The organism is Weissella ceti, from assembly GCF_018394055.1.
Taxonomy (GTDB): Bacteria; Bacillota; Bacilli; order Lactobacillales; family Lactobacillaceae; genus Weissella; species Weissella ceti.
Genome location: NZ_CP074441.1, coordinates 181,693 through 197,510, shown reverse-complemented (window position 1 = coordinate 197,510; position 15,818 = coordinate 181,693). Strand labels below are relative to the sequence as shown.

Below are 15,818 nucleotides of genomic sequence, written 5' to 3'. Positions count from 1 at the left end.
TTAACGACCTCGCTTCTTCTTTTTGTCATCACGTGTAACATACATTGTTATCGCCATTGCAACAATCAAGACAACTCCAATCGTTGCACCCATCCCCCAGTTTTGCGTCACTAAGAAATGTTCTTCAATGGCTGTTCCCAAGGTAATTACACGGTTTCCACCAATCAAACGCGTAATCATAAACAATGATAGCGTTGGAATGAAGACAGCTTGAATTCCTGTCTTAACTCCTGACATAGATAGTGGCACAATAACACGCCAAAGTGTTTGACGTGCATTCGCCCCTAAATCACGCGCTGCATTAATTAAACTACGATCCATTTCAATCAATGAGTTATAGATAGGTAGAATCATAAATGGAATTTCAATATAAGCTGCAACAAATAAGAAGGCACCATTGGTGAACATCATTTGTTGTGGTCCAATACCAATAAAAGTCAAGAATTCATTCACACTACCTGATTGACTAAATAAACCAATAAAAGCATATGCTTTCAATAGTAGATTTACCCACGTTGGTAAAATAACGAGCATTAACCAGAATTGCGCATTCTTTAATTTGCTCATAATGTACGCTGTTGGATAACTAATCAATAATGTTATCGCTGTTACCAAAAAGGCAAAGAAAACAGAATTGAATGTCATCTTCAAGTACGTACCTGAAAAATAGTTTTGGTAGTTAGCTAGTGTTAGTTGTCCATTTACATCATGAAATGATTGAAAGACTAACAACACCAATGGTGCTAGAACAAACAAGAAAATCCATGCAAGATACGGAATCATATAATTCATGGGACGTTTCGGAGTCATGCTTCATCCTCCTCTTCGCCATCATATTGTTCAAGACGCGCATCGAAATCTTCTTCAGATTCATTCATACGCATAATGTGAATGTCTTCTGGATCAAAGAACAAACCCTTACGTGAACCAATCTCAGCCCCGTTAGTTGATTGAATTTGCCAAGTGTTTTGATCATCATCGTGGGCTGTGATTTCATAGTAATCACCACGGAATGATTGATCATCAATCGTCACAACCAACTTACCATCTTCTTCAGCGACCAAGTCCAAATCTTCTGGACGCAGAATCACTTCAACAGGTTCATTAACACGCATTCCCCCGTCAACGTTTTCAAATTCCTTACCAGCAAAAGATACTAGATAATCAGCCTTCATAACTCCTGGCACAATGTTCGATTCCCCAATAAACTCGGCAACAAAATGGTTAATCGGTTCATCATAAATATCAACCGGCGTTCCGTTTTGCAAAATCTTTCCATCGTTCATAACGAAAATCCAGTCAGACATGGCCAAAGCTTCTTCTTGATCGTGTGTCACGAAAATAAATGTAATCCCCAAACGTTGTTGGATTTCACGCAAGTCATATTGCATGCTCTTACGCAACTTGTAGTCCAACGCTGACAAAGGTTCATCTAATAGGAGAATTTCTGGTTCATTTGCCAACGCACGTGCAATGGCCACACGTTGTTGTTGTCCACCAGATAGCTCTGAAATTTCACGGTCTTCATAACCATTCAACTTCACTAGCTTCAACATTTCAGTTACTTTTTCACTAATTTGTGCGTCGCTTTTCCCCTTAAGGGTCATACCAAACGCCACATTATCGTACACATTCATATTCGGGAAAAGCGCGTAGTTTTGGAACACAGTGTTCACCTTACGCTTTTCAGGCGGTGTATTGTTAATCTTTGTTCCTTCGAACAAAATATCACCTGCGGTTGGTGTCAAAAAACCAGCAATCAATCGCAAAATGGTGGTCTTTCCAGATCCTGAAGGACCCAGCAAGGTATAAAATTTACCCGCTTCAATATTCAAGTCAACCGACTTTAATACTTCAGTTTCACCATAGCGCATGGCGACTTCTTTAAATTCAATAATATCTGGCATTACGCACCTCCACGACGTTTTTCATTACTCTCGATTATACTACAAGCCGACCTAAAACGGATATGGAACCATTTGAAAGAAAAAAGGTTTCTCCTTCGCCTATTTTCGAACCTGCATAATCGTGATAAATTTTATTTCTGTTAATTTTTAAAGATACGCAAATAAAGGCGTTTTGTCTAAGTTAACACGCTCAGTTTCTAAAGATATATAATGTTCTTATTCGTCGTTGCTATTGCTTCGGCGTTTTTTCTTTGTCGCAAAGTTAACTAGTTTAATCCGAATATCACTTTTTGTTATCGCCGTAATAAGTACTACAAGTACAGGAATTATCTAAATTAAAAACCGCCTTTGAACTGAACCCCAAAAATTGGAGTGAGAGTTTACGCAGATAACTGGTCGGAAAGACATCGGTATTGTACCGGAGTTTTTCCGGCCAGTTTTGTTTTTATCCGCTTATTATTGTAGTAATAAACATAGTCTGAAAGTGAACCTTTTAGCTCATCGTATGTTTGATAGTCATTGTTATGGACTGTTCCTACTTTGATTAGATGAAAGATGCTTTCTGCTATGGCGTTATCTAGACATGTTGCCTTACGGCTCATGCTTTGAAAAACACGACTATGCTTTAGTCGTGATACATATTCCGCATTTTGATACTGAAATCCTTGATCAGAATAGATTGTCATTCTGTAGTTCAGGTTAGGACGAATAGCTAATAATTCATCTAATGATTCTGTGACAAATGACACCGTGGGGTGTCGATCAATATTCCAAGTTAATATTTCTCCTGTGTAGGAATCAATATACGCAGTGAAATAAGCCCGTTCACTGGTAGATTTTTGTCCCCAACGTACTTCGGTAACGTCAGTTACTATTTTTTGAAACGGACGATCCGTACTGAATCGGCGATTAATAAGATTCTTAGCTATATGTCCAATATGTCCAGCGTATGAGTTGTACTTTCGCGTGATGCGATTGAATGAAGTACACAGAAGACCGTAGGTCTTCATAACTTTCAAAACAGTTTTGTGGTTTACGATGATGCCGCGATTGCGTAGTTCTAAAGTGATACGACGATATCCGTACTCTTTATGTTCGGCTCTAATCGCTTTGATTTGTTCTAATAGTTTTGTATTACCTGACTTGTATGAACGCTTAATGGCATCGTGATAACTGCTGCTAGACATTCCCACAACTTCTAAAATGACTGCTAAAGATACGTCGAATTCTCGCCTTAGTTCAGTAATTATTTGCGCTTTGTCTTGATTTGAGACTTTTTCTGAACTAAGGCATCTAGTTTTTCCAAGTAAGCCACCTTAATGCGTAGTCGTTCATTTTCTTCTTCGAGTTGCTTCATTCGGTTATCTTGTTGTTGTGACATAATCCTGGTCCGCCTTTGTTTAGATGTTTTGAGACGACCAGTCTCTAAATCGCGTTCCCATTGCCAAATCGACATATAACTTCGTATGCCAAACTTCTTCGCAGTTATCGGGTAAGAGACATTATGAGTCAGTCGCCATGTGATAACTTCGATTTTAAATGAATCTGTGTACTTTGTCTTGCGACGATTCGTTTTATTTAACCCGGACTCACCGTCAGTTTTATAATGGCGAAGCCACGTGTATAAGGTGCCGCTGCCTTTAATATTAAATTCTTTTTGAATGTGTCTCGTAGGGACACCATCCAAATACATCTGAATTGCTTGTAACTGAATTTCTTTTGAGAACATAGTAAAACCCCATTAGTTGGATTGTTACTCCAACTAATGGGGTTCAGTTCACTTAATAGACGTTATGTCCACTGAGGCGGTTTTTGTTTATCTTTTTTTATCACTTAGGCAAAGCATGTTGTATGTGGGCGAGATTCAACGGCCCCTTGTTCCAAAATATCAATGACATTTGTCATCTCTTCGAATGAAATAAGCGGTGCTGCATCATTAACCAATGTTTCATACACATGATCATACACACGTCCATAATCACCAGTAATTGTTTGGATTGTCTTTTCTAAACGATCACCATTTTGATTATAGTAAGTTACTTGACCATAATCTTGCGGTGCATCAATTCCAAAGTTCATGTCACCAGGCATAATGCCTGATTTTAGGTCATATTCTTGTTGGTCAATATTGTGCTTAATGTAGCTTCCCTTTGTTCCATGCAATATCCACTTTGGATAATGTACCGCGGCCAATTCAGTCGCTTGCACAGTAGCCTTAAAGCCACTCGCGTAAAACATGTTTGCTTCAAAGTTATCATCCATGACACTATCAGGTACACGAATAGATTTAATGTCATAACTAACCGCTTCAGGCTTACCAAATAATGAAACCATTTGATCAACCAGATGTACACCATGCCCATACCAGTCACCGTCAATATGGTCTCCCTTTTCACTACCATCATTTGGACGATAGTGATCCATGTGTAATTCTAATTCTACTGGTTCACCGACATAGCCAGTAGATAATACATGCTTCAATGTCAAAAAGTCACTATCAAAACGACGGTTTTGGAAAGGCATTAAGAACAAGCCCTTTTCTTTCGCAATTGAGACTAGTTCCTCTACTTCAGCCTTTGTACGTGCCATTGGCTTATCCACCATCACATTTTTACCAGCCAACAAAAGCGTCTTAACTGTCTCAAAATGACTCGGTGCTGGTGTCACAACAATCACTAAATCTAATTCGTTATCATTAATAATATCTGCCATGTCATTAGAAAACACCGTACCACGTGCTTCCCACTTAGCTTCATCTTCTGGACGCTTTCCCAATGTACGCGCATAGATACGCTTAACATTAATACGATCCAATCGTTGTTCTACATAAGGTAGGTGATAACGATTTGTACTCTTTCCAAATCCCACATAACCAACATTCAACATACTTTTTCTCCTTCGGTAACAAAAAGTTATCTTTAATAATCAATATGTGCTAAATATACGCTTGTTAAGTAAGCGTTGTCAATTGACCTAGGTTAATCACTACTTTTTTATAAGTATTGATTGCACAAAAAAACACCCCTCAAAAAGAGGAGTGTTTCTTTTAAGAACAAAATCCAACTAATAGATTAGTCTTCTTCGTTGTTCTTTCCGTACTTCTTAATAATGTCTTCTTGGACATTCTTAGGAACGGCTTCGTAGTGGTCAAATGCCATTTGGAATGTTCCACGACCTTGTGTAGCTGAACGCAAAGTAGTAGCGTATCCGAACATTTCTGACAATGGAACCTTAGCAAGAACCATCATTGAGTTACCACGTTGTTCTTGACCTTCAAGCATACCACGACGCGCAGAAACGTGTCCCATGGCATCTCCCAAGTTATCTTCAGGAACAACAATGTCAACCTTCATGATTGGTTCAAGGATAACGGCACCAGCAGTCTTGGCAGCTTCACGCAAAGCCAATGAAGCAGCAATCTTAAAGGCAGCTTCAGATGAGTCGACATCGTGGTATGATCCATCGAACAACTTAGCCTTCAAGTCAACCAATGGGAATCCAGCCAAAGGACCGTTGTTCATTGAGTCACGCAAACCAGCTTCAACTGAAGGGATGTATTCACGTGGCACAACTCCACCAACGATAGCGTCTTCAAAGGCGAATCCTGCACCTTCTTCGTTTGGTGAGAATTCAATCCAAACGTCACCGAATTGTCCCTTACCACCTGATTGACGCTTGAAGAATCCACGCGCTTCAACAGTTTGAGTAAAGGCTTCACGGTAAGCAACTTGAGGTGCACCAACGTTGGCGTCAACACCGAATTCACGCTTCAAACGGTCAACGATGATGTCCAAGTGCAATTCTCCCATTCCAGAGATCAAAGTGTCACCAGTTTCTTGGTTAGTTTCGGCACGGAATGATGGGTCTTCTTCAGCCAACTTTTGCAAAGCAGTAGACATCTTGTCTTGGTCTGCCTTAGTAGCTGGTTCGATAGCCAATTGGATAACGGGATCAGGGAATTCCATTGATTCCAAGATCAAAGGACGTTCTACGGCTGTCAATGAGTCACCAGTAGTTGTGTCCTTCAAACCGATAGCAGCGGCGATGTCTCCTGAGAAGACTTCTTCGATTTCAGTACGGTTAGTTGCGTGCATTTGTAGCAAACGACCAACACGTTCACGCTTGTCACGTGAAGTGTTCATTACGTATGAACCTGATTGCAAAGTACCAGTGTAAACACGGATAAATGTCAAACGTCCAACGAATGGGTCAGTCATAACCTTAAATGCCAAAGCAGCAAATGGGTCTTCGTCGTTAGCGATCAAGTCAACTGATTCACCAGTCTTAGGGTCTTCAGCGATGTATGGCTTAACGTCCAATGGTGATGGCAAGTAGTCAACAACCGCGTCCAACATCATTTGAACACCCTTGTCCTTGTAGGCTGATCCTGCAAGAACTGGGTAGAATGATAATGACAAAGTTGCGCGACGGATTCCGGCCTTCAAAACGTCTTCCGGAATAGCTTCTCCACCAAGGTACAAGTCCATGATTTCTTCGTCTACGTCAGCAACGGCTTCAACCAATTCGTCGTACTTTTCTTCAACCAATTCAGCGTAATCAGCAGGGATTTCGCGAGTTTCCCAAACTTCACCGTGTTCTGATGATGGGAACCATGCTTCCTTAGTGATCAAGTCGATGATTCCTTCGAAGTCATCTTCTGCACCGATTGGCCATTGAATAGCCTTAGCGTTTGCATCCAAACGGCTCTTCAATGAGTCAACTGACATACCGAAGTCGGCACCCATCTTGTCCATCTTGTTAACGAACACGACACGAGGAACATCGTATGTTTCAGCTTGACGCCAAACAGTTTCAGTTTGTGGTTCAACACCGGCAGCTCCGTCCAATACGGCAACGGCTCCGTCAAGAACACGCAATGAACGTTCAACTTCGATAGTGAAGTCCACGTGACCAGGTGTGTCGATGATGTTAACACGGAATGCATCCTTGTCGTATTGTTCGTGGAATCCACGCCATACGGCAGTAGTTGCGGCAGATTGGATCGTGATTCCACGTTCCTTTTCTTGTTCCATGAAGTCCATTTGTGAAGCTCCATCATGAGTTTCACCTAGCTTGTGGATCTTACCAGTGTAGTACAAGATACGTTCTGTTGTAGTTGTCTTACCAGCATCGATGTGGGCCATGATACCGATATTACGCGTACGGTTAAGTGGGTATTCACGCTTATTAGCCATGAGTAATAATCTCCTTAAATATTTGGGTATTTCAACCCAATTTATATTTCTTATTATACCGCATAATACAGAAAAATGGCTACTGCCAAATGACTGTAGCCAAATTTTTTAATCTTACCAACGGTAGTGTGCGAAGGCACGGTTGGCTTCAGCCATCTTGTGTGTGTCTTCACGCTTCTTAACAGAAGCACCAGTGTCGTTAGCGGCATCCATGATTTCCTTGGCCAAACGTTGGTCCATTGTGTGTTCTCCACGTGAACGAGCGTATTGTACCAACCAACGAAGTCCCAATGTCACACGACGTTCTGGGCGAACTTCAACTGGCACTTGGTAGTTAGATCCACCGATACGGCGAGCCTTAACTTCCAAGACAGGCATGATGTTGTTCATAGCTTCTTCAAACACAGCCAATGGTTCTTGACCTGTTTGTTCCTTGATGATGTCAAAGGCATCGTACAAGATTGTTGAAGCAGTTCCGCGCTTTCCATCAAGCATCAAACGGTTGATCAAACGTGAAACTAGCTTTGAGTTGTAAATTGGATCAGGCAAGACTTCAGCCTGCTTAGTGTAACCTTTACGTGGCATTATTTATGTCCCCCTATGTTTTACTTCTTTGGGCGCTTTGTACCATACTTTGAGCGAGATGTCATACGTCCATCTACACCGGCAGTATCCAAAGCACCACGAATGATGTGGTAACGCACACCAGGCAAGTCCTTAACACGACCACCACGGATCAAGACAACTGAGTGTTCTTGAAGGTTGTGACCGATACCAGGAATGTAAGCTGTAACTTCAATCAAGTTTGAAAGACGCACACGGGCGTACTTACGCAAAGCTGAGTTAGGCTTCTTTGGTGTCATAGTTCCGACACGGGTAGCAACACCACGCTTTTGTGGTGAGTCAACACGCGTCAACTTCTTCTTTTGTGAGTTGTAACCGAAGTTCAAAGCTGGTGACTTTGACTTCGTGCTCTTTGACTTACGAGGCTTACGAACCAATTGGTTAATTGTAGGCATGTCTAAGAGTCCCCTTTCAGATATTTTCTATAGTGTTTAGTCCACATTACCAGGCGTGTCGCTTAATAACGCGGAAGAATTGGTACTTTTCGCTAAAGAGTTCAGCACATCGTATCTCTACGAATACCCTGCTCACTCAAAGCACAAATAATAATATACCATTCTGCGCAAATACTTGCAATAGTTTTTTGATAAAAAAGCCTATTTAAAGGCATTTAGTTGGTCCACAATCCCGGGCGTGTCATTTGTCAAAAACGCATAGGAACAACGCTTTACAGATGTCAAAGATTGGAGAAAAATATGCTGAATTTTTTATTTTTATTAGTTCTTATTTCTATCGCAGAGATTGATTGGCGTACACAAACGTTTCATATTAAGTATGTAATCGGGTTAATTGCGATGATTATCCTATCCCACCCACAAAACGTATTATTACTTTTATTATATTTAACCATATTAATCTGTAACATTGTACTTGATGAACGGTTCATTGGTAATGGGGATATCGATCTACTCTGGATTGGATATTGCTTGGTATCGCTTATCACCTGGTATGAATGGTTACTTGTTGCATGTCTATGCCAAGTCATTTTACAGCACTTAGATACGCGAACCACTGCGGCAGCGCCCTTCGTTCCTTCCTTAGCACTGAGTTGGCTAGTCATCGGCGTATTTTGACTAAGTCTTACGCTTAAAATTACACGATTAAATAACATTTTGAGACATTACATTTCTAACCAACAAAAAAGACCTAACATAGTGTTAGGTCTTTTCTTTTATGCTAATTAAACCAATTCTAGCAAGTCAGCCTTCTTAGCTGATGCAGCGAATTCGATGTTGTTAGCCTTCAAGTAGTCCTTGATTTCTGCAACAGTGTTCTTTGCAGTTGGCTTTCCAGCAGCAACTTCTTCCTTAGCAGCAGGAGCAGCAGCTTCTGTAGCAATTTGGATTTCAGTTTCGATAGTAGCTGGTGTGATTGAAGGAACGTGTTGTCCGTTATCAGCCAAAGCCTTCTTAGCTTGTTCAGCAAGACCAGCAAATGCCTTAGGGTCTGTGATAGCCAAGTCAGCAAGCATCTTACGGTTCAAAGTTGAACCCATCAATGACAAACCGTTCATGAAGCGTGAGTATGACAATCCGTTCATACGGGCTGCAGCGTTGATACGTGCAATCCATAGCTTACGGAAGTTACGCTTTGTGTTCTTACGGTCACGGAAGGCGTATGACCAACCCTTCCAAACTTGTTGCTTAGCAACCTTGTAGTTAATGCTACGTTGACCACGGTAACCCTTGGCCAACTTGATCATCTTCTTGCGACGTGCACGCGTCACTGTTCCACCTTTAACTCGCATGGATAAATCCTCCAGTATTTCTTAATGTGTAATTGCTTTAAATTAGTAAATTGGTAATCGTTATGATTAACGAGCCAACATGCTGATGTAGTTCTTCAATGTTGTCTTGTTCATCATTGAAGTTCCACGCAATTGACGACGTTGCTTCTTTGTCTTACCGTGGAAACGGTGAGATGTGAACGCGTTACCTGACTTCAAACCACCATTGGCAGTCTTCTTGAAACGCTTTGCTGAGGCACGGTGTGTCTTAAACTTTGGCATAATTCTTCCCCTTCGTACTGAAAATTAAATTACTTCGCTTCTTTGGGTGCAAGCACCATAAACATGCTGCGCCCTTCCATCTTGGCTCTAGCTTCAACCTTAGCGACTTCAGCTAGTTCGTTAGCAAGCTTATCCATGACTTCACGCCCGATTTCCTTGTGCGTGATAGCACGTCCACGGAAACGGATTGAAACCTTGACCTTGTTACCCTTTTCCAAAAACTTAATAGCAGCTTTCTTCTTAGTGTTAAAGTCATTGTCATCAATCGTTGGGCTTAAGCGGATTTCTTTAACGCTAACGACTTTTTGGTTTTTGCGTTGTTCACGTTGCTTCTTTTGTGAATCAAACTTGAACTTCCCATAATCCATAATCTTTGCTACTGGTGGCTTAGCATTTGCTTGCACCAATACCAAGTCCAACTCAGCTTCATCAGCAATGCGTTGGGCATCATTCTTGGCCATGACTCCTTGATCACCGTCATCGGTAATCAAACGAACTTCACGAGCGCGGATGCGGTCATTGATTAGGTCTTGTGGTTGTTGCGGTTGGCGTGCGTTTGCTATGATCCTTACCTCCAGAAAAACTTGAAATATAAATAAAAAGCGGCTTGCCGCTTTTACACGACAACCCGCTAGTCAACATCATTAGATAATGTATCAAGTGATTGACCCGTTGAGTTTTCTCAACTAGGTGAATAGCGGGCGCTATTACTTTATTCCTTAACAATAAACTATTATAGAGAATTAAACATTCTCTGTCAACACCTTATTCAACACAGCGTTAATGTACTTACGAGACTTTTCATCTGTAAACTCATGCGCTAGTTGCAAGGCTTCATTGATTGCCACATTGTTAGGTGTGTCAGTTTCTTGAGCTTCATACAAAGCAAGTTGCATCAAAACTAGGTCTGTCTTGTTTAGACGATCAATAGTCCATCCGCTCGCTAGGTTGTCTGCAATTTGTACACTTAGGTTCGCTTCGTTTTCACGAACACCGTTAACAAAAGCTAGTACATCCGCAGGCAAGTCTTGTTCCCAGACTGTTTCAGGGTCACCATCCAACACTTGTTGCACAATAACTTCTGCTTCAGCTTCTGGGTTCATCATTAGTCCAAATAGCGTTTGGAACGCAATTTGACGTTGTTGGTGACGATTTAATTCATGCATTAATCTTCAATCTCCTCTTCAACGGCTTCTCCAAAGAGATTGTTAGGATCAATCAACGCCGCTGTCTTAGAAGATACCATCCCCTCAACATGGACGTTAACCGTCGCAACATCAACTTCAGTCATCGCTGAAATTTGTGTTTGTACACGTTCTTGGATAGCTTGTGCTACCTTTGGTACGTTTACTCCATACTTCAATAGTACATAAACATCAATGACCAAGCCATCTTCTGTTTGTGTTAGTTCAACACCCTTACCTTGAATACGACGACCAAAGGCTTCTTGAGCTCGTTCTGACATTGAACCACGCAAACTAGCGACTCCGTCAACTTCTTGCGCGGCTAAGCTAGCAATAATGTCAATCACACGAACATTAACTTGTGTTGAGCCATTCGTTTCATCTACTTGGTGTAATACAATGGTTTCTTCTGCCATGAGAACTCTCCTTCTTTAACACAAAAGCGCCGGCCGGCAACCGGTCGGCACTTTATGACATCCTTATTAAATAGTTGTTTGATTCTATTATGCCATAAAATCAGACATTATTCTAATTAGGCACGTGCTGAGTATGATCCACCGTTGTCAGTGTTGATGATCAACTTGTCTCCAACGTTGATGAAGTCAGGCACAGTAACTGTAACACCAGTTTCCATTGTTGCTGGCTTTCCACCACCGTTAGCAGTAGCACCCTTGATTCCAGGTTGTGTTTCTGCAACAGTCAATTCAACTGTCTTTGGCACTTCAACGTCCAAGATTTCACCTTCGTATGAAGTAACCTTAACGATCATGTTTTCCAAAATGAACTTCAATGCGTCGCTGATTTGGTCAGCTGGAATTGAGAATTGTTCGTAAGTTTCAGTGTTCATGAATGTGTGTGCATCACCTTCAGCGTACAAGTATTGCATGTCTTCGCTAACGATGTTTGCAGTTTCAAACTTGTCACCAGGACGGAATGTAATTTCGTTAACCGCACCAGAACGCAAGTTCTTCAACTTTGAGCGCACAAAGGCAGCTCCCTTACCTGGCTTAACGTGTTGGAATTCCAAAACACGCCAAATTGAGTTGTTATACAAAATTGTCAAACCAGTCTTCAAATCATTCATACCAATAGTTGCCATGATTGAGATCTCCTAAAATTGTTTATTCTTTCTGCATTATGTTACCAGTTTTCACTATTAAAAACCACCCACTTGGCAATTTATTTCTAACAAATAGGTAACAAATAAAAAATGTTTCTACCATACATACAGTAGAAACATTCATTTACTTCAATTTAATTCTTACAAACGTGCGCGCAATTCAGCTGTGATTTCTTCAAATCCAGGCTTTCCTAGCAATGCAAACATGTTCTTCTTGTAAGCTTCAACACCAGGTTGGTCGAATGGGTTAATTCCATTCAAGTATCCTGAGATACCAACGGCAATTTCGAAGAAGTAGATCATGTATCCCAAGGCGAATTCGTTTTGTTCGTCTAGTTCAACGACCATGTTAGGCACACCACCATCAACGTGGGCCAACAATGTTCCTTCTGAAGCCATGCGGTTAACGAAGCTCATTGTCTTACCTTCTAGGTAGGCCAACCCGTCTTCAGCATCTGAGCTAGGGATGACAACGTCTTCCTTAGGTTCTGATACACGAATCAAAGTTTCAAACAAGTTGCGACGACCATCTTGGATGTATTGTCCAAATGAGTGCAAGTCAGTTGAGAAGTTTCCTGATGCTGGGAAGATTCCCTTACCATCCTTACCTTCTGATTCACCTTGCAATTGCTTCCACCATTCGGCGAATTGTTGCAATGTTGGTTCGTAATTGATCAACAATTCTGTTGTGTATCCCTTACGGTACAAGATGTTACGGTAAGCAGCGTATGCGTATGCGTCGTTTTCCTTAACATCTGGGTTTTGGTAATCTTCACGCGCTTGAGCGGCACCAGCCATCAAAGCGTCGATATCGTGTCCAGCAGCAGCAATTGGCAATAGACCAACAGCAGTCAAAACTGAGAAACGTCCACCAATGCTATCAGGAACAACGAATTCTTCGTATCCTTCTTCATCAGCCATTGTCTTCAACGCACCCTTGTGGGCATCAGTTGTTGCGTAGATACGCTTACGCGCTTCTTCTACACCGTACTTCTTTTCTAGCAATTCCTTGAATACACGGAATGCAATGGCAGGTTCTGTTGTAGTTCCTGACTTAGAAATAACGTTAATTGAGAAGCTACGGTCACCAATCATACGAATCAATGAGTTCAAGTATTGTGGTGAAATTGAGTTTCCAGCAAAGACAACTTGTGGCATCTTACGATCTGCGTTGTCATATGCATTGTCAAAGTAGTCACTCAAGAAGTCGTTCACGGCACGTGCACCAAGGTATGATCCACCAATTCCGATAACAACCAAAACTTCAGAATCGTTCTTGATCTTTTCTGCTGCTTGCTTGATACGTGAAAATTCGTCCTTGTCGTAGTTAACTGGTAGATCAATCCATCCAAGGAAGTCTGAACCTGCTCCAGTTCCGTTACGCAAAGATTGATCAGCCACGTTGACCAAAGGTTGAATCAAGTCCAACTCTTCTTCGCGAACGAAGGGCGCTAGCTTTGATGAATCAAATTTAAGTGTTGCCATGATAATAATTCTCCTTAAGTTCTAAATTGGTATATACCGATTATATCACGAATGTTTTTCTATGGAAACGTTTTCTGGTTTTTTTGCATAAAAAAAGCGCCTATTCCATAGAAATAAGCGCTTTATTGAAGTTAGCTTTAGAATGTAGCCAAGTTAGAAATAACAATCGCTCCAACTACAATCAAGAATGTCCCTACCAAAATCATAGCCATTTGACGGCTTGTCTTCTTTTCTCCCAAGATGTAGATTCCACCGAATGTGGCAACAATAACACCAAGTTGTGAGAATGTGGCAGCCATTGCTTGTCCAATTTCTGGGTTAGCAGCTGAGATGAACATGAACAAGTTTCCAATTCCCCAAACAAGTCCAGTTACAATGTTACGCCAAGTTCCGATTTCAAACATTGTCTTTCCTTCCTTCATGAAGAAGATAACAATGATGAATGCACCTAGAACTTGTCCAATAGCTTGTGGTCCAACGATACCTGTAATGTATGCTAGTCCGTTATCCTTACCTGCAATTTCGTTACTGATGTAACCAGCGTTACGTAGCAAGTTTGGCACGATGAAGTAAGTCATGTATCCGATTGTTGAAATAATCAACGCAATTCCACCACTTGTCCATTGTGTTTGTTGTGTGTTAACTGTCTTGTCGGCTGGATCTGGCAAAGCAGTCAAAACAGCTCCGGCAGCAATTGCAACGATTGCAATCAATCCGATAACCCACATCTTTGCTGTGCTCCATTCACCCAACAATGATGCTGCCAACAACGCGTTCATCACGATTTGTCCTGCAGTTGACAAAGGTCCACCAACAGAAACACCTAGTTTCTTAAAGGCAACGAATTGTCCTGCAGTACCAACAGTCCATGCCATACCTGAGATAAATCCAACGACCCAGATACGTGGGTTCATTGCAAATTCAGCACCGTAAGTTGGCAAAACAAATCCAAAGAATGTTGCTAGGGCAAACAACAATGCCCCAAAAGTCATTCCAAGTGTTCCTTGGGCCGCAGACCCACCCATCTTTGTTGTAACGATTCCAGTTGCTCCCCACGCTAGTGCTGGAATCAGCGCAATCAAAATTGACATATGTAAACTCTCCTCTTCCGTTTGGCAGATTTTTCTCCTGCTCATTTGTTTCAATGTTTGAAATCATACCACAAGGAAAACGTTTACACAAGTAAAAAGAAAACGATTTCAAAACTTGTTAATTAAATTGTAATTCTTGTAACTCTACTAATTTCAAAATTTCAATATTTAAATCGTTTTTTGTATCAGCGACTTCTTGAGCGCCAAATTCAGACAATGGCCCGTTTACAGAAATAGATATTCCTCGCTCTGTAAATTCATCAACCTGTACCCGATATTCCATATGCTTAGCCATAAAACGATCGTCTTCTCGTAAAAATGCCAAAATAGAATCAAATAGCTTATCTAATTGTTGTTTAGTTGTATCGTTTGCCAGTACGAATTGTAATGTAATATGTGGGACATCCACACGCGACAAGTTTTTAATCGGCTCATTTGATAACGTCGCATTCGGTACGACTTGCAGATCCCCATCAGGTGTTCGAAGATGTGTTGAACGGAAAGTAATATCTTCAACCACACCTAATACAGATGGAGATTTGATTTTGTCTCCAATAGTGAATGGCTTTTCCGTAATAATCACTACTCCACCTAACAAATTACGAATTTGATCTTGAGCAGCCATTGAAACAGCCAAACCAGCTAACCCAACTCCTGTGAACAAAGCCCCTACATTAATTCCCCAAATAGCAAATACCACAAAGAAATCAACAACAACAATAATTGCTTGGAGAATACGGGTCATAAACGGCGATACCAATTCATCAATATCAACATCAAGATGTGTACCAACTTTATTGACTGCGCCAAATAAAGTGGGCATTAAACTATAGAAAGTAACGGCAATTAAGATTGCTAAAACCGTCCCAGCTATTTGCCCAACGATAATCATCATATTTTTAGGTAAGTGTAGTGTATATGCTGCTAGGCACATCCCAGCTAGATAAACTAGCCACCGAGTTGGCACAATTAATGCATGTACCAATGTAGCTAATGTATGACGGTTAACTAGTCGTTTTGTAACCATGTCGTATACGCGACTCACCAAATATTTTCCAATAAGCCAACTTAACAATACAATGATAAGCGCTTCGATACTTTCAACTAGCATCATATTGGCATTGATCCAATTTAAAATAACTTTTTCCATGCTTTCATCCTTTCAACATTTCTCTTGGGTTCATTATACATGATTAACCAATGC

17 protein-coding genes and 1 pseudogene are annotated in these 15,818 nt (G+C 41.1%); all 18 read right to left on the bottom strand.

The annotated features are described in order from the left end of the window. A complete protein-coding gene (locus KHQ31_RS00975) occupies positions 1–810 on the bottom strand; it encodes an ABC transporter permease (protein ID WP_213409163.1) in 810 nt (269 codons plus the stop codon). Further along, entirely contained in the window at positions 807–1,907 is a 1,101-nt protein-coding gene (locus tag KHQ31_RS00970; protein ID WP_213409162.1) for an ABC transporter ATP-binding protein, read from the bottom strand. The genes KHQ31_RS00975 and KHQ31_RS00970 overlap by 4 nt, the downstream gene beginning before the upstream one ends. A gap of 380 nt (positions 1,908–2,287) precedes the next feature. Next, complete coding sequence (locus KHQ31_RS00965; protein WP_264336111.1) at positions 2,288–3,154, bottom strand: IS3 family transposase; 867 nt, start codon at positions 3,152–3,154, stop codon at positions 2,288–2,290. Further along, positions 3,154–3,636: a helix-turn-helix domain-containing protein gene (locus KHQ31_RS00960; RefSeq protein ID WP_213409161.1), complete on the bottom strand. Its 483-nt coding sequence runs from the start codon at positions 3,634–3,636 to the stop codon at positions 3,154–3,156. Before KHQ31_RS00960 ends, KHQ31_RS00965 begins: the two co-directional genes overlap by 1 nt. 104 nt (positions 3,637–3,740) lie before the next feature. Further along, a complete protein-coding gene (locus tag KHQ31_RS00955) occupies positions 3,741–4,793 on the bottom strand; it encodes an oxidoreductase (protein ID WP_213409160.1) in 1,053 nt (350 codons plus the stop codon). A 185-nt stretch (positions 4,794–4,978) separates the two neighbouring features. Beyond that, positions 4,979–7,102: an elongation factor G gene (gene fusA / locus KHQ31_RS00950; protein WP_213409159.1), complete on the bottom strand. Its 2,124-nt coding sequence runs from the start codon at positions 7,100–7,102 to the stop codon at positions 4,979–4,981. A 114-nt stretch (positions 7,103–7,216) separates the two neighbouring features. Beyond that, positions 7,217–7,687 (bottom strand): 30S ribosomal protein S7, encoded by a 471-nt coding sequence (gene rpsG / locus KHQ31_RS00945; RefSeq protein ID WP_009495480.1) that lies wholly within the window; start codon positions 7,685–7,687, stop codon positions 7,217–7,219. A gap of 20 nt (positions 7,688–7,707) precedes the next feature. Beyond that, a complete protein-coding gene (gene rpsL / locus KHQ31_RS00940; RefSeq protein ID WP_213409158.1) occupies positions 7,708–8,121 on the bottom strand; it encodes a 30S ribosomal protein S12 in 414 nt (137 codons plus the stop codon). Between the two features lie 785 nt (positions 8,122–8,906). Beyond that, a complete protein-coding gene (locus KHQ31_RS07855) occupies positions 8,907–8,984 on the bottom strand; it encodes a HeH/LEM domain-containing protein (RefSeq protein ID WP_265583745.1) in 78 nt (25 codons plus the stop codon). A gap of 78 nt (positions 8,985–9,062) precedes the next feature. Continuing rightward, a pseudogene (rplT, locus tag KHQ31_RS00935) lies at positions 9,063–9,473 on the bottom strand (50S ribosomal protein L20); the annotation flags it as partial. A gap of 66 nt (positions 9,474–9,539) precedes the next feature. Continuing rightward, on the bottom strand, positions 9,540–9,734 hold the full coding sequence (gene rpmI / locus KHQ31_RS00930; RefSeq protein WP_213409156.1) for a 50S ribosomal protein L35: 195 nt from the start codon (positions 9,732–9,734) through the stop codon (positions 9,540–9,542). A 29-nt stretch (positions 9,735–9,763) separates the two neighbouring features. After that, positions 9,764–10,297: a translation initiation factor IF-3 gene (gene infC, locus KHQ31_RS00925; protein WP_213409688.1), complete on the bottom strand. Its 534-nt coding sequence runs from the start codon at positions 10,295–10,297 to the stop codon at positions 9,764–9,766. A 180-nt stretch (positions 10,298–10,477) separates the two neighbouring features. Then, a complete protein-coding gene (nusB, locus tag KHQ31_RS00920) occupies positions 10,478–10,900 on the bottom strand; it encodes a transcription antitermination factor NusB (protein WP_213409155.1) in 423 nt (140 codons plus the stop codon). Then, a complete protein-coding gene (locus tag KHQ31_RS00915; RefSeq protein ID WP_213409154.1) occupies positions 10,900–11,334 on the bottom strand; it encodes an Asp23/Gls24 family envelope stress response protein in 435 nt (144 codons plus the stop codon). The genes nusB and KHQ31_RS00915 overlap by 1 nt, the downstream gene beginning before the upstream one ends. A gap of 116 nt (positions 11,335–11,450) precedes the next feature. Next, on the bottom strand, positions 11,451–12,017 hold the full coding sequence (gene efp, locus KHQ31_RS00910) for an elongation factor P (protein ID WP_213409153.1): 567 nt from the start codon (positions 12,015–12,017) through the stop codon (positions 11,451–11,453). A 162-nt stretch (positions 12,018–12,179) separates the two neighbouring features. Next, entirely contained in the window at positions 12,180–13,523 is a 1,344-nt protein-coding gene (locus tag KHQ31_RS00905) for a glucose-6-phosphate isomerase (RefSeq protein ID WP_213409152.1), read from the bottom strand. A gap of 137 nt (positions 13,524–13,660) precedes the next feature. Further along, positions 13,661–14,614 (bottom strand): GRP family sugar transporter, encoded by a 954-nt coding sequence (locus KHQ31_RS00900; RefSeq protein WP_213409151.1) that lies wholly within the window; start codon positions 14,612–14,614, stop codon positions 13,661–13,663. Positions 14,615–14,732: 118 nt separating this feature from the next. Beyond that, the gene (locus tag KHQ31_RS00895) at positions 14,733–15,764 is read right to left on the bottom strand and encodes a mechanosensitive ion channel family protein (RefSeq protein WP_213409150.1); all 1,032 of its coding nucleotides are present in this window, start codon (positions 15,762–15,764) and stop codon (positions 14,733–14,735) included. Positions 15,765–15,818: the final 54 nt, after the last annotated feature.